The sequence below is a fragment of the Stenotrophomonas maltophilia genome, from assembly GCF_013464915.1.
Classification (GTDB): Bacteria; Pseudomonadota; Gammaproteobacteria; order Xanthomonadales; family Xanthomonadaceae; genus Stenotrophomonas; species Stenotrophomonas maltophilia_AT.
The window spans coordinates 1-722 of the sequence record NZ_RAVT01000102.1; the positions used below are offsets into that span (position 1 = coordinate 1).

General features: G+C 64.7%; 1 protein-coding gene and 1 pseudogene. Both read left to right on the top strand.

Annotation, left to right across the window (positions count from 1 at the left end):
• Positions 1–318 (top strand): annotated as a pseudogene (locus tag D7T59_RS21115) (TetR/AcrR family transcriptional regulator); the annotation flags it as partial.
• Positions 319–437: 119 nt separating this feature from the next.
• A partial coding sequence (locus D7T59_RS21120; RefSeq protein WP_407072931.1) for a helix-turn-helix domain-containing protein occupies positions 438–722 on the top strand: 285 nt, incomplete at its 3' end.

The window sequence follows — 722 nt, forward strand, 5'->3', positions numbered from 1 at the left end:
TTCACCAACGCCTACGTGGAATCGGTGGTCGAGGGCTGCAGGCGGCACGACGTTGCAATGCTCTCGGCCCTGATCATCCGCCTGGACCTGACCCAGGTATCCGCGTCGCAGTGGATCGAGTGGATGAAGAAGAAGCTGGCCACCGAGCCGTCCGAGGCCGACGATCCCGCGCTGAAGTCTGCGCGTCTCGCCGCCGATGGTCTGTGGCTTGGCTCACTGTCCAGCCCTGCCCCAGCCAATGAACCGAAGATCGACATTCAAACGCCGCAGATCCCGGTGCAGCGCTGTGGCCACGGTCCGTCCCATCGCCTTGTCTAAGGACGATCAGGACGCGCGGTCGCGCGCTCATCGAACAGCAGGGATGCAACCGTGCCATGGCTAGAAGAACCAGGGAGGACGCACACGCCACGCGTGAGAGGATCCTCGATGCCGCACTGGTGTGCCTGCTGCGCCATGGGCCCGCGGGCGCCACGCTGGAGCTGATCGCCACCGAGTGCGGCTATTCGCGCGGCGCGATCTACTGGCACTTCGGGTCCCGTCAGAACCTGCTGGGTGAACTTTCCGCGCGAGGGCGGCCAGATGCACCCGAAGGACTGCGGGAAGCCGCCATCCGGCAGTGTAATGACCCGTTCAAGCTTCTGTTTGCGGACCTGGTCAGGGTCTTTGATCACACGCGCCGCACCCCACGCGTTCGCCGAACGGTTGAGCTTCTGCTGCGCTCT